This is a genomic window from Chryseobacterium sp. 3008163 (genome assembly GCF_003669035.1).
GTDB lineage: Bacteria > Bacteroidota > Bacteroidia > Flavobacteriales > Weeksellaceae > Chryseobacterium.
Window position 1 is genome coordinate 376,214 of sequence record NZ_CP033070.1, and the last position, 22,022, is coordinate 398,235.

The window sequence follows — 22,022 nt, forward strand, 5'->3', positions numbered from 1 at the left end:
TATATTAAAAAATTGGACGGTATTTGTTGTTGAAATCATCAGTGATCTCTTTTTCAAACGTTTCGAAGTGATGCGCTAACACATTGTCAAGATAAGCGTACAGAGGAATCTGGTCGTCGGCAATGATCTGGATGATACGCGATAAACGTTCATGATATTCAGGACGGATGTAGATGCTTTTATCACCACGCTTGGTCATCGTATGATGGGTCAGAAACTGCTCAGCATAGGAGATCTCATTATTTTTTTGCCCTTTATTTTTTGCTTCGTCGCAAGTTTTTCCTGTGGGGAATCCGGTTCCTGGTTCGGAGGTTCTTTCTTTGCGCTGCCCGCCATAATGGACATCAGATATTGTTCATCGATACTGTTGTCTTCTTTGTTCTTTTTATCAGTGTCCATCTTTTTATAATTTTACAATACCTAAAAACTCATTCATAAACCGATCCAGCCTGCATAATGACATTAGTTTAGGATCTGCCGGCAGTAAGGTGGAACGAAAAACGGTTTTAGCAAAGGTCTCGCCTTCTTTTCGGAATCTCTTGCTGTCGGTGATGGAGGTTTCCATTAATTGAAGGCCAAGATCTTTGATGACCTTTTCATAATTATTATACAAGGGGGTTTTTTCTCGGCCATCCACTTGGTTCCAAAAAAGATGAATACTTTTGATCTCGGTTTGCTTTTTCTTCATTAATACATTGGTGAGTACGTCCGTAAAACTCAGGGTGCTTTCCAGGACAACCCTATCCGCGGTTATGGGTGAAAAGATGTAGTGTACACTGGCGAGTGTACTCAAAATGCCAGCCGTATTGACCGTTCCGGGTAGATCCAGAAAAATAACGTCCGGAGATATTGCTGAATTGGCAACATACCCTTCAAGCTCTTCCAAAACCGTATCGGTCTTGCTTTGAAAGACAGGATAAGCTTTTTTGTTGATGCTCGTAAACTGCTTATGGGCTATTTTTTTCAGTACCTCATTCTGCATCACTGTTTTCAGATCCCTTTCTCTCATCTGTACCAAACTGTACTGCGGGAAGTCACAGTCGAACACTGCGACATTATAACCCAGACGGTAATGAAGGATGCTGGCCATAAGTGCTGTGAAAGTGCTTTTGCCTACGCCTCCTTTTTGAGTCGAGAAGGCGATAATTGATGGTTGTTTTTTTGTTTCCATTTTCTTTGATTTTTTAATTAAACATGGGTTGGTCAACATATATATATTGACAGCTGGCGGGCAGGCCTGACCTACATCCGGCTGTCCTGAAATCTTGGATATTTGAAAGCATTCCTGATTTCCGAAATGATGGCAGGTCTTTTAACCGTCAATCAATCTCCCGTCAGTGATTGCTGTCCTTTAGTCAGGGTGTAATTCCTGAAGGATTTACATCCGGACCTCAATCTGGCTGGCTATCTTGAAAGCCTGTATTGTTGCTTTCTGGATTTCAAGCGGTTTTGCCATCCAGCTCGCCTGCTGACATTCTTGTGCAAATAAATAACATCGAGCTGTGGTCAGCTTCAGGGTGGTTGTCTTTGGCTAGCATTGGTGATGTTTGGCGCTATGTCCATCAAAGGATCTTTTAGACATTGTGGTTTTCTTTGTCAAAGGAGAATTGACCGGTTGATCAATCTTAAACTTTTAAGATGTAAAAGTGTCCTGAAAAGGACCCATTCTATTGTATGATAGGTTGATCCTTTCACCCGAAAGGGGCAAGTTGTGTTTTGAGCATCTCGAAACGTTTTCGGATGCTCAAAACAACTTGCCCTTGCAGGGGGCAGAAACAATCTCCGAAGTCGATGTTTTAAAAATTAATTGGAAAGATGATGAATGAACATAATGGCAAACCACAGAAAAAGACGGGACGCCGTCCGAAGGCCGATCCTGCCAAGATCCGATATACGATCTCATTCAATGAGGTGGAACATTCCCGCTTTCTTGAACTTTTTGACGAGTCAGGAATGAAAATAAAAGCCCATTTTATTACGTCCTGTATTTTCGAAAAGACGATCAAAACGGTGAAGGTGGACAAAGGAACGACCGATTTTTATATGCGGTTGACCTCATTTCACAGCCAGTTTCGGGCTGTCGGGGTGAACTATAATCAGATCGTGAAGATCCTATACCATAATTTTTCTGAGAAAAAAGCAGCGGCTTTGCTCTATAAATTGGAAAAGAATACTGTTGAAATGGTGGACGTCTTCAAAAAAGTGATGCAGTTGACGGAAGAATTTGATCAAAAACATTTGAAAAATTCAGAATGAGATGATCGCAAAAATTGGAAGAAGCAGTAATCTGTTTGGAACACTCTCCTACAACAATTTGAAAATGGAACAGGATAAGGGAGAGATCCTGTTGATCAACAAAATAATTGAAACGGCTGATGGGAAATATTCTGTGGCTCAATTGGCAAAATCATTTGAACCTTATTTGTTGGCAAACCGGAAGACTGAAAAACACACCTTGCATATTTCTTTAAATCCTGATCCTACTGACAACGTCTCTGATGAACAATATCGAGAAATGGCCCAGCTTTATCTGGACGAAATGGGTTATGGCGATCAGCCATTCATTGTGTTCAAGCACACAGATATCGACAGAAGCCATATCCATATTGTTTCAGTTTGTGTAGATGAAGATGGAAAAAAGATCTCTGATCAATTTGAAAAGGTTCGTTCGATGAAAGTCTGCCGGGAGCTGGAGAAAAAATTTAGTTTAATATCAGCGCTTAAGAAACAACCTGCGAAAAACCAAATGGTATTTAGGCCGGTCAATTATATGGCTGGAGGTATTAAAAGCCAGATGGCCTCAGTGGTAAGATACCTTCCATCCCATTACCAATTTCAATCTTTAGGGGAATATAATGCGTTGCTGTCTCTCTTTAACATTACAGTGGACAAAGTGGAAGGAGAATTACAAGGTCAACTAAGAAGAGGATTGCTGTATTTTCCATTAGACAATCAGGGCGAAAAGGCAGGAAATCCTGTCAAGGCATCTTTGTTTGGAAAAAATGCAGGGATCGATGCTCTCGAAAAGCACTTCACTGCTGGTAAAAACAAAAGCAATGATCAATTGGTCAAACAAAATTTGAGAAAAGCGATCACTGAAGCGCATCATTCTTCTACAAATGAGCAGGCATTTAAAAAGAAATTAAAAAAAATAGGAATTGATACCGTTGTCCGGAAAAACGACAACGGCAGGATCTACGGTATCACTTTTATTGATCACCATTCAAAAACGGTTTGGAACGGGTCAAGATTGGGAAAGGAGTATTCTGCAAACACCTTCAATAATTATTGGAACAATGACGTCAAACCTGAAATTAAAGGACCTGTTCGACAGCAATCAAAAATATCTCGGTCAAATGACATGAAAGACTTAACTACTGACCAACCCTGTCATTTTTTCGATCTTTTGAATATTGAAAAGCGTGACGATGGTTTGATAGAAGCGTTTGGTGGTTTACTTCCGGAAGCACAGGGCGAAGATTATGAAGAACAGGATTTTGCGAATAAAATGAACAAAAAGAAGAAACGAAGAAGGCAATAGGTCAACTATTTCTAAGGTATAATACCTATGTATTAACTTGTCATTTAACAACTCTATCAACAGTTATGATTCTGAAAGTATTAGAGTTAACGGTAATTCGAATATTCTTATCCACATTGGTTAAATAAAAGTTTTTTCCAACTTTTTGAAAAGATTTCTTATCTGTTTCTTGAATTAAATTGAAAAGCATAATCTCAATTTCAGATTTTGAAAAATTACTTTTAAGTTTCTTGTTTATTCTGCCGTAAACAAGCTCAGTGTAGCAAATGTTATTTAAAATTTCAGTTTTGTTCATTGTTTCTTTTAATTAAATACTACCAAACAAAAATAACAAAAAAATTGCATCATTTTTATTAAGCCAAACAGCGCCCATTGCGACCATCGACTAGCACTTTTCCAAAGCCATTCATTACAGCCATTACATTTACTCCCGAACATTAAAAATGATAATAATGCAGGGAGAAGACGATTTAAGAGGCTTAGCCAAAATAATGGCATTTATGAGGGCCGTAAGTATTCTTTTAATACTGATGCATCTTTATTGGTTCTGCTACCGTTTCTTTTAGAACGTGGTTGGACTTTAGAGATCCTCAATAGAATATTAAGCAATTTTCAGCGTACCGCCGGACTGTTTTCGCATACCTTTTATACCAAGCTGTTTGCTTTGGTATTATTGTCATTAAGTTGCTTAGGTACAAAAGGCGTCAAGAATGAAAAAATTACCTGGACTAAAATTTATGTGGCTTTGGGAATAGGATTTTGCCTATTTTTTCTGAACATACCATTATTAAAATCATCATTAAGTACCGCTACGTTTCTGTACATTATTACTACAGCCTTAGGTTATATCTCTTTGATGGTAGCCGGTGTTTGGATGAGCCGTCTTCTGAAACATCACCTAATGGATGATGTCTTCAACAGTGAAAATGAAAGCTTTCAGCAGGAGACGAAGCTTCTCTATAACGAGTATTCGGTCAATCTGCCAACTAAATTCTATTACCATGGGAAATGGCATCAAGGATGGATCAATGTCGTAAATCCCTTTCGAGCCACCATTGTTTTAGGCACGCCCGGATCTGGAAAATCATTTGCTGTGGTCAACAACTATATCAGACAGCATATCGAAAAGGGATTCTCGATGTACATCTACGACTTTAAGTTCGATGACCTTTCAACCATTGCTTACAACCACCTGATAACTCATTCAGAGGGTTACAAAATAAAACCGAAATTTTACATCATCAACTTCGATGATCCAAGAAGAAGCCACAGATGTAATCCGTTGAATCCTGATTTTATGACGGATATCTCTGATGCCTATGAAGCTGCATACACGATCATGTTGAATTTGAACAGAAGCTGGATACAAAAGCAGGGAGACTTCTTCGTGGAGAGCCCGATCATCCTTTTGGCAGCGATCATCTGGTTCCTGAAGATCTACAAGGATGGTCGATACTGTACATTTCCACACGCCATCGAACTTCTGAACAAAAAATACGAGGATGTTTTTACGATCCTGACGTCCTATTCTGAATTGGAGAATTACCTCTCCCCTTTTATGGACGCCTGGCAGGGCGGAGCACAGGATCAGCTGCAGGGACAGATCGCTTCGGCAAAGATTCCCTTGTCACGAATGATCTCTCCGCAACTTTATTGGGTGATGACCGGGGATGATTTTTCGTTGGACATCAATAATACCAAAGAACCCAAGATCTTATGTGTCGGCAATAATCCGGATCGTCAGAACATCTACTCTGCTGCCTTGGGGCTTTATAACTCGCGAATTGTCAAATTGATCAATAAAAAAGGCCAGCTGAAAAGTTCGGTCATCATTGATGAGCTTCCCACCATTTATTTCAGAGGATTGGACAATCTGATCGCTACCGCCAGAAGCAATAAGGTTTCAGTCTGCCTTGGATTTCAGGATTTCTCACAGTTGACAAGGGATTATGGGGATAAGGAAAGCAAAGTGATCCAGAACACCGTCGGCAATATATTCAGCGGACAGGTGGTTGGAGAAACCGCTAAATCACTGTCTGAAAGATTCGGTAAGGTGTTACAGAAAAGGCAGAGCATTTCCATCAACAGGAATGACACCTCCACCTCTATTTCAACGCAGCTGGATAGCCTGATCCCGGCCTCTAAGATCTCAACATTGACACAGGGATTTTTCGTGGGTGCCGTTTCCGACAATTTTGATGAAAGAATAGAACAGAAAATATTCCATTCGGAGATCGTCGTGGATACCGCTAAACTTTCTGAAGTGGAAAAGAATTACCAACCCATACCTCAGATCCGCTCATTTGTCGACGAGCAGGGAAAAGACAGCATGCAGGCAGAAATTACATCAAACTATAAAAGTGTCAAAGCAGATATCGTAATGATCATCGGTAACGAAATGGAACGGATTTCAAATGACCCCGATCTGCAGCACCTCATCAGTAAAAATTAAAGCAAACCTCAAATGGAAGTTTTAAACCATTCGAGGTTTTCATAGGAGAGTTACTCTCCTTCTGAATTCTTGAAGTGCTGATCAAGATGATCACAGACCAAATGCAAAAACTTCGTTGGACCTTGTTTTCGGTTTCGGATCTCAAATATCGTTTTGTGGAAGTTGCCTAAATCTGTGTCCAATGATTTTTCTACAAATTTAATGACCTCACTGAGCTCGATATTACCTCCATTGAAACAACGCATCTGATAAAGGGCATAGATGAGTTCGATCAAACCAACCTTGGAGGCAGACCATACCAGGGGTGACAAGGTTTTAGTGTTGTCATTATTACTTAATTTCTCGAGCTGCTTTTTCAGGTATTTGTCCATTTGCTGGCTGGCAATGAATCTCGCTACCAGATGATCGTGAGAAGTGGTAAAGCTGCTGTCAAAATTGTAGAAACCTGACGATAATTTCATTTTCAGGTCGTATGAATTTCTGATAAAGACCTTATGGTCGAGATAGGTCGCCTCTCTTCGATGATAGCCATAAAATTCCGCATGTTCCATGTAAAAACTTTTGAGTTTTTCCTGTTCTGCCTCGTAGTATTTTTTCATTGCCTTATTCCCTGCATTCGGTTTATGGGATTCAAGTTCTAAAATTGCAGACAAATAGATAAACTTTGAGATAAATTGTGGTTTTAGTTTCTTGAAAAAGTAAACCTCTTCAGCGATATTCTCAAAATCGTGCGTTGAGATCATTTCTTTTAACTTTCTGATGGATTCATCGATCAGCAGTAAGGATTTCTCTGCGACTTTCACTATATCGTCATCGTCGTCATATACTTCATTGATCTTCAGCTCTAAATCGTCATGTAATTTTGTGATCTTTCTAAAAATTGCTTTTGTTACCATGTCCTTTTTTCAGAAATTTACAAAAATTCGTGTATTCATGCGACAATCAACTGATCCCAAGGTCCTTTTTTCGATTCTTGATGTAGTCTGTAGGTCGGATTCCATTGATCTCGAAGAATAGGCTGGAAAAATTTTGCCTTGCTGCAATACCGCATTCTTCCGCTAATGCTTTGATGCTGTAATTAAGATATTTCGTATCGGTATTCAGAAGGTGCGTGATATGGTTGATCCGCAGCTCGGCCATATATTTGTTGAAGTTCATCCCCTTGTTTTCGTTGATGTACACCGAGAGGTAATGTGAATTTGTTCCCAATTTGACAGCAACACTTTTTTCGGTCAGGCCTTTCTTGGTGAACATTAGGTCTTTCTCGAATTTATTAAGTTTCTGCCTGATTTCTTCGGTCATTGCTGCAGTAAGACTGGTCTTTCTTGAAGAAGCTTTTGGGGACATCTCGCCATCAACGTCAGCAATGACGTTGGGTTGGTTTTCTAATTTTTTCTGCAGTAGCTCATACTGCTTTCTGATCTTGCGTTCCCTGTAGTAATGGTAGATAAAAAATCCGAGTAGCATTGATCCGGATACAATTAAAATCTGTCCTATCATTATTTTCTTTCTGCTGGCTTTCTCAAGGCGTTGCTTCTCATCAAGTAAACTGCTCCGGTCATAATCCCTGTGAAGCTTCGATGACAGATAAGGATAGTCATTGCTGATCAGACTGTCAGCTTTAAGCAACTGATCGGTGTAATACAGCTGTCTTTTGATATTTTTTTTCGACCTGTAGAAATCGATCAGAAAATTATAGCTGGGTGAAACTTCGGGAATGACAAATCCTTGTTTGTTAAAGATCGAATCGACCTTATTAAAATACATTATACCCTGCTCCTGTTTCCTTTGTGCAATATCAATTCTGCCCAGATAAAAATAGACCACAGAGGCCCATGCGAAATCATTTCGCTTGACAATGGCAGGCAACGACCTTTTAAGATAAGCACTTGCTGAAGCATACGCTCCGTCGTTGTATTTTGATATCCCTATGCACTTCAGAAAATAACTGTTCTCCAGAACAAAGTCTTTGTTATTACGGGTAAGCTTATCCCCTAATAGGCTCAAACTGTCGCTTTTTTTAAAATTATTAAGATAGCGGTTGATGACCGTCAGTTGGTGAAGACTGTTGAAATAGGCCTTCTTGTAATTATAGGTCTCATTGTTGTGAAGGTCTTCGGCGATATGCTGACCGTAAAATCGTATGCATTTCTCAAAATGGGACAACGCATCTTCATAATACCCCAAATGACCTTTGACGATACCCAGATGATAGACCACTTTATATTTTTGGTATTGGTCGTCGGAACCTTTAGAATAGTTGTAAGCAAGAACATATTGATTAAGTGCCTGCCTGTAATTTTTTTGATAGAAATAGTAGATAATTCCTTTGCTGAGATGGTCCCTGCTCAGATCATCACTCGTTCCGTACTGACGACTTGCCAGTATTGCACTGTCCGCGTACTGCATTTTATGGGCATAGTCAAACTGACGTCCGTCGCGGTATCCTTGAATTAGCTTATTAAAACTGGACTCTGATTTTGCTTTCTGGATGTATCGTCGTACCTGTGGCATGGCACTGCTGTCGTCAATGTCTTTTTTCTCATATGAACTTCTTATCTCACTGAATGTTGTCTGATGACCCTGTGAAAACAGGAGCTGTGAAAAAACAGAAATGAATACAAGAAAGTATGCAACCCTTTCCATATCACTTATTTTAGAAACTCACCATATCAAATTTAGACATTTTTTTTACTGAAAGTATGAGATCAAATAGATTTCATGCTATCAAAAAGCATAGGAGGCTTTATTCTATTGATAAACAACTACATAATCCCTAAAATCAATGGGATCAATTTTAAAATTGTGACGTATTAATTTTAAAATCACGCCTAACAACACTTTTTTAAGACTTCTTGTCCGATACCTTTGGCTTAGAATTCTATCATAATCCGGCCGGGATAACCCCATTAAAAAAATTAAAATGAAAAAGTTTATCCCAATTTTTAGTATAGCGATAGCGTCAGTTTTATTACAAAACTGCACCGATCGAGATGAAGATGTCAGTGCAGATCATAGTCGATTAAATGACACACAACCAGAGTTCATGATGCGTGGAGATTCCACCAGATCGTCAGGAGAAATTGTAGATCCCGATCCGCCGGTAAGAGATGGCGATAATTGGCGGTCTGTTCCAAAAAAGTAATCACATCTTATGACCTATGATTCCCCATACCTCCATATCAGTTGTCACAGGCTTACCATGTCCGGAAAGCGGCATCTGGGAAAGTATGGGGAATTTCAGAACGACAGTCACCCTGTTTAAAGGTGAGAAAATGCCTGACTATTGTGGAAAGAAGATCAAATGGAGATTAATTATAGCCTGTTAAAATTTACAAATATTTACCATGAGAAAGACATATTCTATAATCGTTAAAGTGATCACCTACTTTTTTATACTGCTTTTTTGCTATGCTGCAATCAGCAAAATACTGGATTTTGAAAACTTTCAGGTTCAGATTGGGCAGTCTCCTTTGTTAAGCGCTTATGCAGGATTTATATCCTATGCAGTAATTATTGCAGAACTGCTCATCGTACTGATGCTGATTTTTCCAAAAACATTTCTCTGGGGATTATATTCATCAACTGCATTGATGACAGCGTTTACGGTCTACATCTATTTAATTTTAAATCATAGTGATTTCGTACCCTGTGCATGCGGAGGGATCTTGGAAAAGATGGGATGGACAGAACACCTGATTTTTAATATCAGTGCCGTAGTGCTGGGAATTGTAGCTGTCTTTTTATATACAAAGAAAGAATATCCACGTAAAACTGTTGTTCTATCACTCGTCATTTCCAATATTCTAAGTGCTGTCTTTATTCTTTTCTTATTTTTAAGATCAGACTATGTGATTAAGCAGGAAAATAATTTTACACGAAGGTTTTTAATGCATCCTGTTCTAAAAACAAAAAGTATTGCTCTCGAAAACAACACATACTATTTTGCAGGATCTGATAATCAAAAGGTATATCTTGGAAATAGGACAATGCCACAAAATCTGTTAACTGTTGACTCAATGCTTCAAAAACGTCTCAATTTAAAAATGGATTTGGATCTTAAAAAATATCCATATAGAAAGATTGAGGTTAAAGTCTATGATAATAGTTATTTTATCTATGACGGTACAGTGCCTGTAATATCTAAAGGACAGCTAGGTCGTTCTGAAACGGAGGTCATCAGTTATAAGGATGCTTTTTTCAGCCAGATAGAAATTATCAACAGTAACAGAATGGCCATTAGAGCACTGTCATCAACAACTAAAAATCTGACACTTGGTATATTGAAGATTGGAAGCAATGGGAAAAATGAGGTGCAGTTATTTCCGCAACTTCTGGAAAAACAATCTGATGGGGTATTTGATTCGGACGGTTATCTTTCTTCAAATCCAAAATCAGCTCAAGTGACTTACATCCATGCTTACCGTAATCAGTTTCTTGTGATGGATTCAACAATGAAACTTCAACGGAGATTATCAACCATTGATACAACAACTATTGCACAAATACAGGTAACTCCCTTATCCGACGGAAGATTTAAAATGTCTAAGCCTGCGTTACATGTTAATGGCCATGCGAAAGTTTTCAGCGGACTTTTATTTAATCCCGCCTACTTAAGAGGCCAGCATGAACCCGTCAAAAGATGGAAGGAAAGCAGAACAATTGATGTTTACAATATCAATAAGCAGGAATATATCGGAAGTATTTACATTGATCATTACAAAGATTCAGAGATGTCAGATTTTACAGTTACCGATAAGCACTTGTACGTCATTGCAGGAAATCAGCTCATTCAGTACCGCCTGACAAATTCTCTGACAAAATATTTTAAAAACGGGGTAGCCGAAAACCGTATCCAAGAGTAGGCACAATCAAATTTCTTTATTATGAAAAAATTTCTTTTTCCTGTTGTCCTTGTATTAGTGGGCACAGGGTCAGCACTTGCTACCAATGTAGCAAAAAAGAGTAACAAAGCTTTAGTACCTGCGTACAGAATTGTGAGCGTAGGAGGAGGACAGTTCCAATGTCAAAATGCTGAGCAACAGTGTAGTGATGTTAATAATGGTATTGTCTGTAAATGGGAAGTTGACGGCACTACTGATCTTCATAATGAAGGCTCAGGAACCATGTGTGGAAGTGAACTCTTTGAGATTCCTAATTAGAAAGATGAGGGACGCTATTGAGCGTCCCTTTTCATTTCCTGACTAATCCAGTCAATATTTTCCTCTTTTTTAAAAATAATTCCACCAATCCATTACCTTATTATTAAAGTCTTTGATTTCCTCAGAATCATCCTTTAAAGAGTGCTCCTGATTGTCATACAGTAAAGCCACAGCCTTCTTATCATTTCGCAACAATCCCATAAAGAAACTCATAGGCTGATCCAAAGGAGTATTAGTATCTTTTTTTCCTGCCCATATCAAGACCGGTGCACTCACATTTTCCACATAATTGATTGGATTATTACGAAAATACAGGTCTTTATTTTCAGCGTATGGAACTGCCATTTCAAACTGACCGTTTTCAAACCGCATATAGTTGGCAACATTAAAAAAATCGCTGAACGAAAAGTAAAAGTGAGGAACATCCCCCAACGAGGCACCTGAAACGTATGCTGCAAAGCGTTTGGAATGTGTTGCGATGAAATTGGTCTCATATCCTCCTAAAGAATGACCAGTCAACCCTAAACGGGATGCATCCACATTAGAATGATTTATAATTTCATCTAAACCGCTGTTCACGCAATCCAGAGCAGATATACCTGTTCCTCTCTTATCGAATAGTATATCCGGTTGGAAAACAAAATAGCCATTCTCTATAAGCGTACGTTTGTTAAAACCAGTATTACCCCAGTCAGGGTAAAGGTACTTATCTGCACTTCCGGAAAGTAAACTGTATATATAAACTACGACAGGATATTTTTTCGAGGGATCAAAATCTACAGGATAAGTAAGAATTCCTTTTAAAGGAGTTCCTTTGCTATTTTCATAAGATAGAATATCCTGTTTCATAAACTTTGCTTTTTGATCGTGCAAATTTGTACGGTATAATAATTTTTTTCTGGATCACCTTTTTCACTTAAATACAAACTAGCGGGTACATTAAAATTTTCCTCTACAATAAATATTTTGTTTTTCTTTTGTCGTATTTAAAATCCTTGATTCTGTTGGGAGTATAAGGAATTATATTCTTTATCATTCCGTTCAGAAATGTGAAATAGCCGTTATCATTATGATCTGTTCTTTTTACATTTATTATTAGAGGTTTCTTTGTATCGGCACTTCTTTCGACAAATTTAAAATTACTTAAATGATAGATCATGTTTCGGAGTAAATTATGAAAGGTTACTTTTGAATTTTCTGAAACAACAATTTTTTTTGAACTGCCTTTTATCAGATCATATCTGAACAACCCGTCTGCACATTCAAATAAGGCTGCCTGATCAGACATCATCACAGGATTGGTAAGCTTTTCGGTAGTCTCAATATCTTTTATCGTGTTGAGAAAATGGTCATATAATATCCACATTTTTTTGTCAATACGGTATGCAAGGGTAAATCTGCGGTTCTCACTCATGACCAATTCTTCGACATTTTCAAAGATACGTTCAGCCTTATCTTTGTGTGTATCATATCTGAATACATTAAAACTGCGATAGCCAGTATAATTGAATTCTTCGTCCGTATGATATGCCCAAAGATAGCGGGCATCGTTCATCCCGATAAAATCTGAAAAATGATCTGTCGGTATTTCTATCATCTCATCTTTTGTAATGTTCCAGTGTAAGTACCGATGATGCTTTGTTCCGTCTTTTTGTCCCGCAGGCGTTTATCACCACTATACCATACCTCTACCATTTTATTTTTCTGTGGCTGCTGGACATGCTGAAAATCAATCAGGAACGTATCTGAATCATGAATCTCAGATATTTTAACGGATTCAAACCCACCGGAACTTATTTCCTTCTTCTTAAATAAATAATTATCGGATGTTCGGATTAAAGAAACACTTAATTCTAAATCATCTTTTTTCCGGTATTCTTCTATCAATGAAATGAACTTTTTGATGGCAGGTACTTTATTGATTTAATACCATTGCTCGTTGTATGTATCGTTTTTACAGTTTTACCATTCCATACAGCAATTTCAGAGGTGCTACCATTTTTATAAACCAGATATACTCTGCAGTCTTCATCCGAAATAAAATCCTGCACTCCTTTTGAAGAATGCAGAAGTTTCCCTTTATAGTCATAGATATTAATATTCTTAGCATGATCAAGGAGAACCACCTGTTTTGACACTGACAGAATTTCTCCACTAATTATTTGATCAAACTTCTTGCTCTTTTTTGAGGGCAGATCTATCAGTTCTGCTGTACTGTTACCCACTGCAAATACAAGATTGTTATTCAGGAATGTTACTTTGCTTTTTTTGACTAAAGTATCTAAAATTATGTTCTCCGATTTCGTATCAAAAATCAAAATTGTATCTGAATTCTTTCTGTAATATTTCGTTACTGAGGCAAACCGTTGATCATCTGTTACCTGCAAGCCACCTATTGCTGTTGAAAAACGAGACATCCATTGATCCATTTCGGCATCAGTTTTCTGTGCTTTAATCAGGATACCTGAGCAAAGCCATAATAAAAGACAAACGGTTCTCATTAGTATCCTGAATTTTGAGGGTTCATATTGGGGTTCATTAACAGTTCCTTCTGCGGCAGAGGCCAAACTTTATGAAAGTCTTTCCAATTTGGCTTAGTCGTTTGTAAGGTATTCAACTGCCCTGCTCTTTTCAGATCTATAAAGCGGTGACCCATTTCCGTAAAAAACTCTTTTCTATTTTCTTTCAGAATTTCATCCAAAAGAGTGTTCTGTGAAACTGAACTTGCCAAAAGGGGTTGAGCTGCCCTCTGTCTTATAGGATTGATGTAAGGAAGCGCTTCCGCAGTCTTATTTTGTTTAGCCAAAGATTCAGCTAAAAGAAGATAAGCCTCTTCCAGTCGGAAAACGATAGAGTTTTCCGTTGTATTAGCAGATCTTGCTTTATATTTTTCTGCACGGTACCAGGTCGTTCCTGCTACGGTAACAGCCGCCATCCAATGTTGTTTACGGAGATCACCGGTCTGGAATGAACTGACAAGAGCCGGAGACAGGGACATAGATGAAGGTGCTACATTGGCGAAATAATAGAGGGTAGCTTCTCTGACAGGATCACCACTGTTCTTTGGTTTAAGTTGCCAGATAATATGCGTTCCTGATTTTAGAAAAACTTTTGTAATATCATTCTGAAATTGGTACAGAGGACTTTGAATGACGGCTTTTAAAGTGCTTTCAGCTTCAGCATATTTTGATCTTTGCATCTGAACTTTTGCCAGCATCAGTTGAGCCGTTTTTTTGTTAATGAAAATCCTTTCTGCAGAACGGTATTGATCCGGTAACAATTCCACTGCCTCTGTAAGATCTGATTCAATTCGCTGTAAAACCTCCTCAGCATTTGTCTTGGCAATGGATTGATTGATCTGATAATTAGTGGTAACGGGATATGGTATATCACCATAGATTTGCTGCAGATAAAAAAAGAGCAAAGAACGAATGGTCAAAGCTTCCCCTGTCATTCTGTTTTTTTCAGCAGCTGATATAGAACTTGAGCTATTCAGTCCTTCAATTATTGAATTGCTGACATATATTTTCTGATAGGCTGCAGACCATACTGAACTTACAAATTGATTGGTGTCTATCAAAGTATTATTGGAAATCTCGGGAAGCCCGTTGGTAGCGTTGACTGGGTAGTACGTCAAATCATCGGTGTAAAGACTCAGAATTCTGCCACTCTGATCTCCTGCAATCGGCGAAGCTTCCCAAAGTCCGGCGTATAAACCCGAAAGTACCGAATTAGCAGTTTGGGCATCCTGAAACACTGTTTCAGACAGCATCTGATTTTCCGGAAGATCTACTTCCAGCATTTTTTCGCACGATATCAGTGTAGTCAGAATGCAAAGCACTGCTATTGCTGTTATTTTATTAATATTTGTTGCCATTTTCTTTTTGTTTTAATAATTCAAATTCAAAATCATTTAATTAAAGGGTCAGCTGTACTCCCAATGAGTAAGTCCGTAAAGGGGGTAAGAAACCTACGGATGTAAATTCAGGATCAATTCCGAAATATTTCGTCCATGTCAGAAGATTCTGTCCCTGAAAGTAGACTTTAGCTTCCCGAAATACTGATGAGCGCATCGGAATGGTATAATTGATCTGAACATTTTTCAAGCGTATAAACGATCCGTCAGACACACTGGCTGTACTGGTCTGAAAAAGACTGTTAGAAGATGAATTCACAGATCGGTACGGCATATAAAGTCCGTTTGGATTTTGAGGAGACCAGACATTGAGCGCTTCCACCGGAAGATTGGTCATAATGCCCGGTGAGGTTATAATTGAGTTGTAATTTCGGCTCTGTTGTTTTACAAACTGTAAAAGGAAAGATAAGTTCCAGTTTTTGTATCTCAGCTCATTGCTTAATCCTCCAAAAAACCGTTGCCCTATATTTTCCACAATCTGGCGGTCGTCCGGTGATGAGATTCTTCCGTCACCGTTGAAATCCGTAAAGCTGTATAATCCGGTAGCGAGATTTACGCCCGTTAACTGATACAGTTTAATGATTGAAATGGGTTCTCCAACAATATAGTTGTTCGCATAGGTAGAACCTTCAAGACCCGGAAATGAAATCAGTTTGTTCTGAGGAAATGTTATATTAAAAGAACTGTTCCATGAGAAGTTTTCAGATTTCAGAACATCTGCTCTCAATTCAAATTCAAAGCCTGTATTCTGAATAACTGCATCCAAGTTCGCTAAAACCGAACTGAACCCTGTTACTGCTGGAAGCTGATAGCCTACCAACTGATTTCCGGAGCGGTTTCTGTAATATGCTGCCGTCATGTTCAGTCTGTTTTTGAACAATCCCAGTTCAAGAGCCGCCTCCATTTTCACTGTTCTTTCCCAACTGAAATCAGGATTGAATAATTTGGTTGGGCTGAGTCCTGATGTCCCATTATAAATCAGCGTTGATGTTGCGAATGTATTCAGATACTGATAATCTCCGATATTATCACTACCTGAGGAACCAAAACTTCCTCGCAGTTTTCCGAAACTCAACCATGAACTATCTTTCAAGAAATTCTCTTCCGAAAACAGCCATGCTGCTCCTACCGCACCGAAATTGGCAAACTTGTTATTGCTTCCGAATCTGCTGCTTCCATCCCGTCTACCGGTAATGTTGACAATATATTTTTTATCAAACTGATAATTAACCCTTCCGAAAAATGCTGCATATCGGTATTCTGTGGTGATATGATCCAGAATGACCTTGGTCTGTGCCGCTCCGATATTATTAATAAAGGCATTGCTTTCATAACCGGTTCCCTGAATAGCACCTGATCCGTTGGTATCTCTCTGATAAGTTCCTCCCACCAAAATATCCAGCTGATGTTTTCCTTTTTTAAACAGCCAGGTGATCTGTGGTTCGACGACCATAGAAAAACGGTTCATATTACTTTTGGAAGACTGTGAATTAAGCGAAGTTGCTCCGGTGGAAGGATTAAAAGCTGTACTTGGGCGTAAAGACCATTCTTCAAGGGTATTATAGTTAAATCCTCCGTTAACCTTAATTCTGAAATTCTCAAATGCTTCATATTCTGCACTCATATTATTCATGAACTGAAGATTATCGTTGGAATATGAATTCTCATAAGCGGCAACAGGATTGGTAAACGTGTTATTTTCCCAATTCAGATTTCCGTTAGCATCATATAAAGCGGGTGCATTAGGAGAAAGACTGTACGCATTCCTTGTGATATCAGAATTGATCAGATTATTATCTAATGATGAAAATAAACTGGATGAGTTAAAACTGAATTTCCTGTCCTGAGAGCGGTGGCTGATATTTCCGGAAACCGTATTCGTTCTATACCTGAAATCATGCCCGAATACCGTGGTCTGTTCCATATGTCCCAGACTTACCAGAAAACTGGTGGTTTCACTTCCTCCGCTTAATGAAAGCTGTGTGTTGGACAAAGTGGCAAAATTCCCGATCAGTTCTTTCCTCCAGTCCGTATAACGGTTGCTGTCCCAAACACCGTTCACATCATAGGCATTGGCAGGATACACAGAAATATTGTCATTGGCAAAAGCCTGTTTTCTCATGGCTATATACTGTTCTGTGTTCATCATCTTGAGGTTGGATAAAGTCTCACTCAGAGCATAAGAAGAATTAAGGGAAAGTTTGACATTTCCTTTCTTTCCTCTTTTGGTGGTAATGAGCACTACCCCATTCGCTCCACGCGAACCGTAAATGGCAGTGGCATCGGCATCCTTGAGAATTTCAAAGCTTTCAATATCGTTGGGGCTGATTGCATTTAAAGGATTGATATCGGCATTCGGTAAAATTCCGGCTCCGTATCTTGAAGTAACGCTCCCTCCGATAGGAACACCATCCACTATATATAGGGGTTGGTTTCCGTCGGTATCCGAAGTCAAACGGGTGCGGAGACTGTTTCGCCCACGAATCTGAATATCAAAACCTGCTCCGGGAGTTCCTGAGTTTTGGGTAATGCTTACTCCTGCCATTCTACCCTGCGCACTGGCAAGTACATTGGTCACGGGTTGATTTTCTATGTCTTTTGCTGAAACTTTGGCGATGCTACCGGTTCTTTCTCTGTCTCTTACCTTGTAGTAGCCGGCGTTGAGAATAACTTCTTCGATTCCCTTTACTTTTTGTTCTAAGCTGATATTGACGACGGTCTGATTATTAGTTGAAACTTTTTCTTCAGCATAATCAGGATGTCTGAACAATAGGATGGGATTTTCTGCTGAAACCTGTAATGTGTAGGTTCCGTTTTCGCTTGTAGTTGTTACCTGATCGCTGCCCTCTTGGGAGATACTAACTCCCGAAAGTGGTTTCTTGGATGCGGTAACGGTACCTGAAATGGTGCGTGTTTGGGCTTTTGTGTTGGTGCTGACAGCGGTCAGCATAAGGCCAAAGAAAATACCTCCTATCTTGTAATAGGAATTTTTCATAGATTTGTAAAAGGTTTTTAATCGTTAAATTAATTACTGATCTGCTCTTTCCCTAGGTCGTCAAACTGTATGGGAAGGGGCTTTTTTGTTTTTTGTAATTGTAGTAGTGGATCCATTGATGATAAAAACTTTCCTGATGCCCTTTGGTATGAAAAAGGACTGGTGAGGATCTAAAGCAGTGACCGCAAGGCACCGGAAAGAATTTAATATGAATGAAATCTGTGTCCCGTGTGAGCTATTGAAAGCCGCAATAGGTTGTACCCTCCTATTGTATCCTGTAATCTGATACTGTATTTTAGGAAGCGGGCTTAGATTTTAATGTAGAGGTTAGGCGAACAGCATTGAAAAAAGACGGCATGGGAAACTCTACAATATCTGCTATTGAGGCACTGGTATACCATACACACAGACAAGAGAGAAAACCCACGCCTAGGTCGTGAGCTTCAATACTTATTGTCTCGTGTGTTAAAAAGTACCAGTTTTCAATAGCGAGATTCTAAGCAATAGCTTCTATAATTCTTTGAAGTATCGCAAAGTTACATTTCTATAACTTATTTTACAAATATAATAAAAATAATATTGGTATACAAAAGCGTACCGAATAAAATTTTGATTATTTCGTAATTGCGTGTATGTATAAGGAATCTGAAAAAATCATCATGTTAAAGGTAGCAATTACGTTACGCCTTTTACTTAGTCGTAATAAAAGCTATATTGAGTTAAATACAGAAAAAGATGACTTAGTTAATAGCTATGAAAAGATTGCTGCGAATTCAAGTGCAGATATTAGAAAAGCTACAGTTACAAATGCTTTTAGTGGCACAAAAAAATCTACAATGGTTACAATAATATTAATTGTTGAATCAATGGGCTTTGACATGAAAGATTTTGGTGATCAATATGATAAAATTACAGAAAAGGATATTGAAGAATTTAAAGAGTTTATCATAAAAAATAAATCATGACAATGTCATGATTTATTTTTTATCATCTCGTAACGCTTTTACAATATCTTTCATGTTTTTAATAGCAGATTTCTCTTCATTGATCCTAATAATAACAAATTCAAGTAGATTTTTAATGTTATCAGCTCTTTCTAAAGCTTCTTCTTCCGTATATTTATGCAGACCTTCAGATGTTTGATTGTATAGCAACATAATTGGATTACAATTTAAGTCTTTCAAAGATTCAGGAAGATATTGAAAGATATTTTCATAGATAGTGTAAACTTTCTCTGTTTTTTCGTATTTGTCTAAAAGTGATTGAATTTCTGCGCTATCTGAGTTTGGTAGATTTTTAATTTCATTTACAATATGTAAAAGCTCTTTCTCTATAATTCTTCGAAAATAACCTAAAGCTCCAACTCCAAGGTTTTGATGTAATGCTTTTAAACCTTTAAAATAAAAACATTACTTTCCTTATCAAGAAATTTTTTGACATTTTTATTAATTATAAATTTTTGTTCAGGATTAATTCCTACTTTTTCTATGAACAAATTTGATACGACACCTGGTATAGCAGATTGAGAAGATAAGGTTATGTTTCTTTCGTTTTTAAGAATATCTGATATAGGATTATCACTATAAACATGTAGTAAAAAATCGATCTTATATTTTCTGCAAGATTGACACAAACCTTCAGTTAAAAATGTGTAATCTAATTTATTGTTTTTAAATAAAAAATCTGCAATCCTGTTCTCGTAAGAATATGTATTGAAGTGATTACCACGGTCTAATGATAGATTAAAAACTGTTTCTTCTTCCTCATATTCACAAAAATACTTGAATGTAATATCTTTAAACTCTGATGGGTCATAATAATGCTCATTACCAAGTTTAAAATCTTCGACAAGTAGGTAGTTACGATATAGCGGATATTCACTTAAAAACTCTTTCATGTTTATTTTTGATTAAATATAGTTATAAAACCTGCAAATATTTCTTAAAACTTGAATTTTGCACAATAACCGGATTAGCAATTACAAAATTTCGCCACCATAAATAATTCTCGGCATTGTATTTATGATCTTTTTCCCGGATATCCGGACTGCAAAAAGAATTAGGAAAAACATTCCATTATTACATTAACAAAAAAATTACTACTAAAAGCGATTTCCAATTTACAGGATATTTAGAATATTTCGTACTTTAACAACATTAAAAACTATATCGCTGATTATCAATCATATAAATTATATTTTAAAATATTTACTGTAAATATATTAACTGGTAGCAATTTTTTTTGTACATTTGCAATGAGTTCTTTGATAAAACGTTTCTAAGATAACTGAATAGAGTTTATTTTTATTTAATGCTAAATTAAATACCTCCTCAAGAGGCTTTCAGGACAAACCTTCTAACCCCCTACAACTGTTAGAGATGTTAGATAATTGTTCGATTTGCTTTTCCCAGATTGTTGTGAGAAGCAGGATTTTAAAGGTAGTGCATAGAGAACATTGCTTACGTATTCAGTTATTAATATTTATTGTAATAAGCAGGAGCAATAATGCCCAATAATAACTTAAAACAATATTTTTATGTCAAGATTAAAAAGACTTAGAAACATTAATGGTCTAAACGAAGTTTTAGATACCATAATCAAAAACCAATGTTCTCTTTCGGAGATTGAGTTGAATCTATTAAATGAAGCGATAGCCAAATTAAATGGATTGAAAAGTAAAAAAGGTTTAACAAATAAACAATACTTGGTAGAGATATCAGATATTATTAACCTAATAACGCTTTTTTTAACTAAATATTAAATTTATATATTATGGTTACAATTATTAACAATCAAAGACACTTCTTTAAATTTTTAAAAAAAATCATCATGGATTTAGGTACTGCAATACGTAACTTTAGAAAACAAAAAGGGCAAACTCAAAACGAGTTTGCTGAATCTTGTGGAATCTCACAAACTTATTTATCACAAATCGAAAACAACAGCAAGGATCCTAATTTATCAACCCTAAAAGAAATTAGTTTATCTTTAGATGTACCATTACCAATTTTATTTTTCCTTTCGCTTAGCAATGAAGATGTTAAGCCTGATAAAAGAGAGGCTTTTAATTTAGTAAGTCCTTCTATAAAATCGTTAGTGAATGAATTCTTCAGAAGCTAAAAATAAATTATACTTCCCTTCGATTGTAGGTTTTTCTCTTGGTGATTTGCAAGAAATGATATCGTCTATCGACGATTTCTACAAAGAATGGGAAATAATTAAGAATGACAAAACGACAGGTCAACCCAAAACATATTTAGATGGTACGATAAAAAAGAGATTTATTCGTCCTTCTTTGAGACAATTAAATACCTTACAAAGCCGAATTAAATCAAGAATTCTTGAAAAAGTTCAATTACCAGAAAATATTCATGGAGGTATTAAAAAGAAAAGTAATATCACAAATGCCAAGGCACACCAAGGTAAGAAATATGTACTAGCGACTGATTTGCAGGAATTCTATCCGTCTGTAAAACCATTACTGATTAAAGAAACCTTTATAGAATTAGGTTTCAATCCTCAATTCGCTTTTTTTATCTCTAGATTTACAACTTGGAAAGGACAGTTACCTCAAGGTGCACCATCAAGTACACATATAGCGAATATTGTATTTTTAAAAATCGATTTTTTGTTAATTGACTTTTGCAAAAGACATAATATTACGTATACTAGATATGTGGATGATTTAACATTTTCTTCTCAGCAAGATTTTCATTTTTTAATCGATGAGATATTAGAATTAATTAAAAGCTCTGGATTTAGAATAAGTAGAAGAAAAACTAAATATGCTAAAAATCAAACAATTACTGGCATTAAAGTTTTCAATCATAAAATTGATGTTCCAGAAAAAATAATTCAAAAGATAAATGCAGAAAGTTTATTGCAAGATAATAGGCAAAAATATTTAACAAAATATCGGGAGCGAGTACTTAAAACTAATCTCCGTAAAAAATAAT

23 protein-coding genes and 1 pseudogene are annotated in these 22,022 nt (G+C 37.1%); 10 read left to right on the forward strand and 14 right to left on the reverse strand.

Annotated features, from left to right (window positions below):
• Nucleotides 1-4: 4 nt before the first annotated feature.
• The 3 genes from EAG08_RS21680 to EAG08_RS01595 are packed head-to-tail and all read right to left on the reverse strand — an operon-like array spanning nucleotide 5 to nucleotide 1,171.
• A complete protein-coding gene (locus tag EAG08_RS21680; RefSeq protein ID WP_228446903.1) occupies nucleotides 5-235 on the reverse strand; it encodes a DUF3408 domain-containing protein in 231 nt (76 codons plus the stop codon).
• Nucleotides 211-399 carry a hypothetical protein gene (locus EAG08_RS21685; RefSeq protein ID WP_228446712.1) on the reverse strand — a complete coding sequence of 63 codons (189 nt, stop codon included), beginning with the start codon at nucleotides 397-399 and terminating at the stop codon, nucleotides 211-213. Before EAG08_RS21685 ends, EAG08_RS21680 begins: the two co-directional genes overlap by 25 nt.
• Before the next feature lie 4 nt (nucleotides 400-403).
• Entirely contained in the window at nucleotides 404-1,171 is a 768-nt protein-coding gene (locus tag EAG08_RS01595; RefSeq protein ID WP_129533925.1) for a ParA family protein, read from the reverse strand.
• Nucleotides 1,172-1,818: 647 nt separating this feature from the next.
• Here EAG08_RS01595 and mobA point away from each other — a divergent pair.
• Nucleotides 1,819-2,256 carry a conjugal transfer protein MobA gene (mobA, locus tag EAG08_RS01600; protein ID WP_129537188.1) on the forward strand — a complete coding sequence of 146 codons (438 nt, stop codon included), beginning with the start codon at nucleotides 1,819-1,821 and terminating at the stop codon, nucleotides 2,254-2,256.
• Nucleotide 2,257: 1 nt separating this feature from the next.
• Nucleotides 2,258-3,541, forward strand: coding sequence for a conjugal transfer protein MobB (mobB, locus tag EAG08_RS01605; protein ID WP_129533926.1), 1,284 nt, complete (start codon nucleotides 2,258-2,260; stop codon nucleotides 3,539-3,541).
• 40 nt (nucleotides 3,542-3,581) lie between these two features.
• On the opposite strand, the gene EAG08_RS01610 is transcribed toward mobB, so the two are convergent.
• The gene (locus EAG08_RS01610) at nucleotides 3,582-3,836 is read right to left on the reverse strand and encodes a DUF3781 domain-containing protein (protein WP_129533927.1); all 255 of its coding nucleotides are present in this window, start codon (nucleotides 3,834-3,836) and stop codon (nucleotides 3,582-3,584) included.
• A gap of 157 nt (nucleotides 3,837-3,993) precedes the next feature.
• Between EAG08_RS01610 and mobC the strand changes: the two are divergent.
• A pseudogene (gene mobC / locus EAG08_RS01615) lies at nucleotides 3,994-5,993 on the forward strand (conjugal transfer protein MobC).
• Nucleotides 5,994-6,043: 50 nt separating this feature from the next.
• On the opposite strand, the gene EAG08_RS01620 reads toward mobC, so the two are convergent.
• The gene (locus tag EAG08_RS01620; RefSeq protein ID WP_129533928.1) at nucleotides 6,044-6,889 is read right to left on the reverse strand and encodes an RteC domain-containing protein; all 846 of its coding nucleotides are present in this window, start codon (nucleotides 6,887-6,889) and stop codon (nucleotides 6,044-6,046) included.
• Nucleotides 6,890-6,935: 46 nt separating this feature from the next.
• Nucleotides 6,936-8,402, reverse strand: coding sequence for a helix-turn-helix domain-containing protein (locus tag EAG08_RS01625; RefSeq protein WP_228446713.1), 1,467 nt, complete (start codon nucleotides 8,400-8,402; stop codon nucleotides 6,936-6,938).
• 514 nt (nucleotides 8,403-8,916) lie between these two features.
• On the opposite strand from EAG08_RS01625, the gene EAG08_RS01630 reads away from it, so the two are divergent.
• The 4 genes from EAG08_RS01630 to EAG08_RS01640 are packed head-to-tail and all read left to right on the forward strand — an operon-like array spanning nucleotide 8,917 to nucleotide 11,155.
• Entirely contained in the window at nucleotides 8,917-9,138 is a 222-nt protein-coding gene (locus EAG08_RS01630) for a hypothetical protein (RefSeq protein ID WP_129533930.1), read from the forward strand.
• A gap of 16 nt (nucleotides 9,139-9,154) precedes the next feature.
• Complete coding sequence (locus EAG08_RS21235; protein WP_164998506.1) at nucleotides 9,155-9,322, forward strand: hypothetical protein; 168 nt, start codon at nucleotides 9,155-9,157, stop codon at nucleotides 9,320-9,322.
• A gap of 18 nt (nucleotides 9,323-9,340) precedes the next feature.
• A complete protein-coding gene (locus EAG08_RS01635; protein WP_129533931.1) occupies nucleotides 9,341-10,858 on the forward strand; it encodes a MauE/DoxX family redox-associated membrane protein in 1,518 nt (505 codons plus the stop codon).
• 57 nt (nucleotides 10,859-10,915) lie between these two features.
• Complete coding sequence (locus EAG08_RS01640; protein ID WP_249414799.1) at nucleotides 10,916-11,155, forward strand: hypothetical protein; 240 nt, start codon at nucleotides 10,916-10,918, stop codon at nucleotides 11,153-11,155.
• A 69-nt stretch (nucleotides 11,156-11,224) separates the two neighbouring features.
• On the opposite strand, the gene EAG08_RS01645 is transcribed toward EAG08_RS01640, so the two are convergent.
• The 6 genes from EAG08_RS01645 to EAG08_RS01670 form a co-directional block, all read right to left on the reverse strand.
• Entirely contained in the window at nucleotides 11,225-12,004 is a 780-nt protein-coding gene (locus EAG08_RS01645) for an alpha/beta hydrolase family protein (RefSeq protein ID WP_129533932.1), read from the reverse strand.
• Nucleotides 12,005-12,107: 103 nt separating this feature from the next.
• Nucleotides 12,108-12,752 (reverse strand): hypothetical protein, encoded by a 645-nt coding sequence (locus EAG08_RS01650; RefSeq protein WP_129533933.1) that lies wholly within the window; start codon nucleotides 12,750-12,752, stop codon nucleotides 12,108-12,110.
• Nucleotides 12,749-13,042, reverse strand: coding sequence for a hypothetical protein (locus EAG08_RS01655; RefSeq protein ID WP_129533934.1), 294 nt, complete (start codon nucleotides 13,040-13,042; stop codon nucleotides 12,749-12,751). Before EAG08_RS01655 ends, EAG08_RS01650 begins: the two co-directional genes overlap by 4 nt.
• Nucleotides 13,039-13,656, reverse strand: a complete 618-nt coding sequence (locus EAG08_RS01660) for a hypothetical protein (protein WP_129533935.1) — start codon at nucleotides 13,654-13,656, stop codon at nucleotides 13,039-13,041. The genes EAG08_RS01655 and EAG08_RS01660 overlap by 4 nt, the downstream gene beginning before the upstream one ends.
• On the reverse strand, nucleotides 13,656-15,032 hold the full coding sequence (locus tag EAG08_RS01665) for a RagB/SusD family nutrient uptake outer membrane protein (protein WP_129533936.1): 1,377 nt from the start codon (nucleotides 15,030-15,032) through the stop codon (nucleotides 13,656-13,658). Before EAG08_RS01665 ends, EAG08_RS01660 begins: the two co-directional genes overlap by 1 nt.
• A gap of 40 nt (nucleotides 15,033-15,072) precedes the next feature.
• Nucleotides 15,073-18,066, reverse strand: a complete 2,994-nt coding sequence (locus EAG08_RS01670) for a SusC/RagA family TonB-linked outer membrane protein (protein WP_129533937.1) — start codon at nucleotides 18,064-18,066, stop codon at nucleotides 15,073-15,075.
• A 659-nt stretch (nucleotides 18,067-18,725) separates the two neighbouring features.
• On the opposite strand from EAG08_RS01670, the gene EAG08_RS01675 reads away from it, so the two are divergent.
• The gene (locus EAG08_RS01675) at nucleotides 18,726-19,031 is read left to right on the forward strand and encodes a hypothetical protein (RefSeq protein ID WP_129533938.1); all 306 of its coding nucleotides are present in this window, start codon (nucleotides 18,726-18,728) and stop codon (nucleotides 19,029-19,031) included.
• Between the two features lie 12 nt (nucleotides 19,032-19,043).
• On the opposite strand, the gene EAG08_RS01680 is transcribed toward EAG08_RS01675, so the two are convergent.
• On the reverse strand, nucleotides 19,044-19,250 hold the full coding sequence (locus EAG08_RS01680) for a hypothetical protein (protein WP_129533939.1): 207 nt from the start codon (nucleotides 19,248-19,250) through the stop codon (nucleotides 19,044-19,046).
• Between the two features lie 203 nt (nucleotides 19,251-19,453).
• Nucleotides 19,454-19,963: a hypothetical protein gene (locus tag EAG08_RS01685; protein WP_129533940.1), complete on the reverse strand. Its 510-nt coding sequence runs from the start codon at nucleotides 19,961-19,963 to the stop codon at nucleotides 19,454-19,456.
• A gap of 875 nt (nucleotides 19,964-20,838) precedes the next feature.
• Here EAG08_RS01685 and EAG08_RS01690 point away from each other — a divergent pair.
• Nucleotides 20,839-21,186 (forward strand): helix-turn-helix domain-containing protein, encoded by a 348-nt coding sequence (locus EAG08_RS01690; RefSeq protein WP_129533941.1) that lies wholly within the window; start codon nucleotides 20,839-20,841, stop codon nucleotides 21,184-21,186.
• A complete protein-coding gene (locus EAG08_RS01695; protein ID WP_129533942.1) occupies nucleotides 21,167-22,021 on the forward strand; it encodes a reverse transcriptase family protein in 855 nt (284 codons plus the stop codon). Before EAG08_RS01690 ends, EAG08_RS01695 begins: the two co-directional genes overlap by 20 nt.
• Nucleotide 22,022: the final 1 nt, after the last annotated feature.

Bases quoted from the DNA above. Each gene is read 5' to 3' on its own strand.
- EAG08_RS01645 (WP_129533932.1), bottom strand. From the start codon at position 12,004: ATGAAACAGGATATTCTATCTTATGAAAATAGCAAAGGAACTCCTTTA.
- EAG08_RS01610 (WP_129533927.1), bottom strand. From the start codon at position 3,836: ATGAACAAAACTGAAATTTTAAATAACATTTGCTACACTGAGCTTGTT.
- mobA (WP_129537188.1), top strand. From the start codon at position 1,819: ATGAATGAACATAATGGCAAACCACAGAAAAAGACGGGACGCCGTCCG.
- mobB (WP_129533926.1), top strand. From the start codon at position 2,258: ATGATCGCAAAAATTGGAAGAAGCAGTAATCTGTTTGGAACACTCTCC.
- EAG08_RS01625 (WP_228446713.1), bottom strand. From the start codon at position 8,402: ATGCAGTACGCGGACAGTGCAATACTGGCAAGTCGTCAGTACGGAACG.
- EAG08_RS01670 (WP_129533937.1), bottom strand. From the start codon at position 18,066: ATGAAAAATTCCTATTACAAGATAGGAGGTATTTTCTTTGGCCTTATG.
- EAG08_RS01685 (WP_129533940.1), bottom strand. From the start codon at position 19,963: ATGAAAGAGTTTTTAAGTGAATATCCGCTATATCGTAACTACCTACTT.
- EAG08_RS01650 (WP_129533933.1), bottom strand. From the start codon at position 12,752: ATGATAGAAATACCGACAGATCATTTTTCAGATTTTATCGGGATGAAC.
- EAG08_RS01635 (WP_129533931.1), top strand. From the start codon at position 9,341: ATGAGAAAGACATATTCTATAATCGTTAAAGTGATCACCTACTTTTTT.
- EAG08_RS21685 (WP_228446712.1), bottom strand. From the start codon at position 399: ATGGACACTGATAAAAAGAACAAAGAAGACAACAGTATCGATGAACAA.
- EAG08_RS01665 (WP_129533936.1), bottom strand. From the start codon at position 15,032: ATGGCAACAAATATTAATAAAATAACAGCAATAGCAGTGCTTTGCATT.
- EAG08_RS01660 (WP_129533935.1), bottom strand. From the start codon at position 13,656: ATGAGAACCGTTTGTCTTTTATTATGGCTTTGCTCAGGTATCCTGATT.
- EAG08_RS01690 (WP_129533941.1), top strand. From the start codon at position 20,839: ATGGTTACAATTATTAACAATCAAAGACACTTCTTTAAATTTTTAAAA.
- EAG08_RS01595 (WP_129533925.1), bottom strand. From the start codon at position 1,171: ATGGAAACAAAAAAACAACCATCAATTATCGCCTTCTCGACTCAAAAA.
- EAG08_RS01630 (WP_129533930.1), top strand. From the start codon at position 8,917: ATGAAAAAGTTTATCCCAATTTTTAGTATAGCGATAGCGTCAGTTTTA.
- EAG08_RS01695 (WP_129533942.1), top strand. From the start codon at position 21,167: ATGAATTCTTCAGAAGCTAAAAATAAATTATACTTCCCTTCGATTGTA.
- EAG08_RS01675 (WP_129533938.1), top strand. From the start codon at position 18,726: ATGTTAAAGGTAGCAATTACGTTACGCCTTTTACTTAGTCGTAATAAA.
- EAG08_RS21235 (WP_164998506.1), top strand. From the start codon at position 9,155: ATGATTCCCCATACCTCCATATCAGTTGTCACAGGCTTACCATGTCCG.
- EAG08_RS01620 (WP_129533928.1), bottom strand. From the start codon at position 6,889: ATGGTAACAAAAGCAATTTTTAGAAAGATCACAAAATTACATGACGAT.